Source organism: Psychrobacter sp. (assembly GCF_035469765.1).
GTDB lineage: Bacteria > Pseudomonadota > Gammaproteobacteria > Pseudomonadales > Moraxellaceae > Psychrobacter.
Genome location: NZ_DATIRM010000373.1, coordinates 1 through 3,207, shown reverse-complemented (window position 1 = coordinate 3,207; position 3,207 = coordinate 1). Strand labels below are relative to the sequence as shown.

General features: G+C 42.6%; 4 protein-coding genes and 1 pseudogene. All 5 read right to left on the bottom strand.

Annotated features, from left to right (window positions below; genetic code table 11):
- The coding region (locus VLN09_RS10390) for a hypothetical protein (protein ID WP_325246251.1) at nt 1–195 on the bottom strand (195 nt) is incomplete at its 3' end.
- A gap of 29 nt (nt 196–224) precedes the next feature.
- Nucleotides 225–1,109, bottom strand: coding sequence for an N-acetylmuramoyl-L-alanine amidase (locus VLN09_RS10385; protein WP_325246249.1), 885 nt, complete (start codon nt 1,107–1,109; stop codon nt 225–227).
- Between the two features lie 6 nt (nt 1,110–1,115).
- Complete coding sequence (locus tag VLN09_RS10380; protein ID WP_414709124.1) at nt 1,116–1,778, bottom strand: MOSC domain-containing protein; 663 nt, start codon at nt 1,776–1,778, stop codon at nt 1,116–1,118.
- A 318-nt stretch (nt 1,779–2,096) separates the two neighbouring features.
- Entirely contained in the window at nt 2,097–2,510 is a 414-nt protein-coding gene (gene rsfS / locus VLN09_RS10375; RefSeq protein WP_325246245.1) for a ribosome silencing factor, read from the bottom strand.
- Between the two features lie 141 nt (nt 2,511–2,651).
- Nucleotides 2,652–3,207: pseudogene (locus VLN09_RS10370) on the bottom strand (nicotinate-nicotinamide nucleotide adenylyltransferase); the annotation flags it as partial.

Below are 3,207 nucleotides of genomic sequence, written 5' to 3'. Positions count from 1 at the left end.
TGAACCCTTTTTAACTTCTTTCTGCGCCTCAGCAATCAACTCATGTATCTTCGCACTTTCTTTTAGCACACAAGCGTCATACGCAGAGAGAGGCTCGGTTTCCTGTTCTTTTTCTTGCTCTTGTTTGGCTTTTTCTTCTAGATATTTCTGCAGCTCGTCTTGTTCATCTTGCTCATTGTATTGTGAGTTACTCATGGCTTATGTCTCCTAATGTTTTTTATCCATTAATAAAAGTCATCACGACCAGCATACTTCTGATTGAGTGCCTTTAAAATATCATAAGTTTCTAAATCCAGCTCGCCAGTTGGCTGCTGCGGTCTGAAATGCAATTGAAAGGCGTACACGACATTGCGACTGGTTTTATCCCACTCATCGCTGTCATTGATTTGATAACCGTAATCACGAAACGCTTGCTTAATCTCAGGTATCGTTGCTGCTGAAAACTCTTCTTGATGCATAAAGAATTGCTTATCAAATTCATCATACCAAGCGCCAATACCATATTCTTTATACAGTCGTTGCCAAGGGAACTTTGCACCGGGGTCAATCTTACGTAAGGGTGCCATATCCGCATGACCGATGATATTCTTTGCAGAGATATTATATCTTTTTGCTAAATCTTGTACCAGCTGCGCGACTTTTTTAATCTGCAACTCATTAAATTCAACATAGTGCTCATACGGATGGTAGTCGAGCGCGCCATTTTTTAAGGCATCTCGATATTCGGGCTTAATGCCGCTATTGACAATCTCGATACCGATAGAGGTATCGTTGAGGATGGTTCTGCCTGCAAAGCCGCCATCACCCGCATGCCAAGCGCGTTCGCTTTCGGGCACTAAGTTATAAATCTTGTTATCATCATGATCCAAAATCAGATAGTGGGCGCTGACTTGACCGGTGGTCAGTGTTTTTATCGATCTGGCATTATCTGAGACCGTATAGTGCAGGACGATGGATTTAATACGCTCGCTCTTGCCAGTAGCTTGGTAGGTTTCGCTATCTATGATGTAGCTCTCAGTGGTCGCTATTTGAGAGGTGGTCGTCACGCAGCCAATTAAGGGCAGCGTTAAGACACACGCCAATGCAATCGAGGTAATGTTTTTTGCCATGAAATGTTAACCCTTCCTAATCTTCTTAGCCAAAACCGTTTTCCAGCTCTCTTCCAAACACTCAATCGTAAGCCAAGGTTTGATGACTTCTGCTGCAAACTTCTCTTTTGAGTTTGACAGCTGCCATAACTTCTCGAGGGTCGCAAAAGGATAGGGACGTTCGATAAGATAAACCGGTAAGTCAGCGTTAATCATGCCATCAAGTACCACTTGGAAATACCAACCAGAGATACCTTGTTTGCTGACCCAAGAAGCAATATTTGGTACTTTGGTGAACTGCCCAATTTGGTCATTGATTTTGTAGCAGGGTCGGCGTGGTTGGACGATGCGTAATTGCACACTGTCCTCACCATTCCCATCAATGATTTCATCTTGACCATACTGAAAAACGTCGCCAATACAAACCGTCGCTTCCGTCATTTCTGGCAAATCATTCACTGCTTTCGTAGTGAGGTTTTCACCCAATGTACCAACACGCACTTTTAAGCCAAACTCAGCGTTAATCTTGTCATAAGTCGCAGGTGCTAGTTGATGTACCGCTTTTAGTGGACCACCATGATGACGGCGGTCGGCTTGCTCATCGGTGGTGAGACCCATAAAATTAACCGCGACGGGTGCTTTGATAGGCGCTTTATCAATCGCGCTCATCTCTTCACGGGTAAATGGCATGGCTTTGCCAGCACGGACGCAGGTTAGATTGGCGATATGTAGCGGCAAGGTTTGGTTAAAGTCAGCGCTATTTTTTTGGAAGGTGGGTTCTATCGATTCTACGTTTATAGGTTCTATACTCATTGGATTTTCTAATCTATTAGGATGTAGTTGGCGCGTGGTTAATATTATTCATTAGTATTATCTTAGCCTAATCATGAGTCTGTTTATATGATTTCAGCACTTTAAAGTTTATCAGCGCTAAATTTTAAACAAAAAAAAGACCAGAATAGTCATCTGGTCTTTTTGTTTTATACAGCGTTATGGCAATAGGAAATCTTATTTGTTTTTATTGCGGCGACCGGCAGTTTTCTTTTCACGTGGTACAGCGACTAGCTCAGCCAATTGCTCAGGTGATGACCATAGACCTTCTAAGTCATAAAACTCGCGGGCTTGTGGCGTCATCATATGTACGACGACCGCGCCCAAATCAATCAACGTCCAGTCAGAGTCGATACCACCTTCACGGCCAAGTGGCATAAAGCCTGCTTGCTTCGCTTCAGCGCCGACACTATCAGCCATCGCGCGTACATGGCGCTTTGAGGTACCGTCAGCGATGACGATACGCTCCATCACGTCTGTCAATGCTGCTACATCCATTACGGTGATGTTTTTTGCTTTCATATCGTCTAGCGCGCTTTCGACTACATCTAAACATTCTTTTAAGCGTTCGTCAGTCATGGTGTTGGTCATAAATTTTAATCTCTTGAATCGTAAATATTAAAAATAAAATGGTAAATCGTCAATTTGCATAAAATTGTATTGTCGAGCTGACCCAATATGAGCAGTGACGTATCAAGACAGGGTGGGCAAAATGACAATGATAAGATGATTTTAACGGAATTGAGCAGCAGAATATAGCTGATGGGCAATAATATATTGATAAACAGCAGGATTTAGCCATTTAGCGAATGAATTGGGTGCAGTATTGCCTATGATATCATTTATTGGTTGTAAAGATGCAATTTGCGTTTCAGCACTGTGCGTTATATTTAATGATTGAGGCGCTTGCGGTAGTTGTTGGTAAATCTGTTGGCGAAGTTGCTGCCGTACTTGAGTGCTCGATACGGCTGCCACAGGGCGCGGGTCGATAAAAATATAACCTTGGTGGGTATTTTTTACGCCAAAGCTGCCTGTTAAATATAAATCGTTGGCTGTTAATAACTTAATCAATGAATCGACGATGAAAGGTTGTAGCAGCATTGGCAATTGGGACTTTAACGAATTCTGTAAATCAGACTCAGATAAATCTTTATCAATATCAAAATTTTCCTCACGATTAAACACCCATAGGTTGACATAATCAGTCAGTTGCAGCCCATCTTTCCATTGTTCTAAACTGCGTGCGCTGTCCATCCCCATAATAAATATCAGACTGTCATGCGGGTAG

Coding starts and splice junctions, on each gene's coding strand:
- VLN09_RS10385 (WP_325246249.1), bottom strand. CDS start 1,109: ATGGCAAAAAACATTACCTCGATTGCATTGGCGTGTGTCTTAACGCTG.
- VLN09_RS10380 (WP_414709124.1), bottom strand. CDS start 1,778: ATGCCATTTACCCGTGAAGAGATGAGCGCGATTGATAAAGCGCCTATC.
- rsfS (WP_325246245.1), bottom strand. CDS start 2,510: ATGACCAACACCATGACTGACGAACGCTTAAAAGAATGTTTAGATGTA.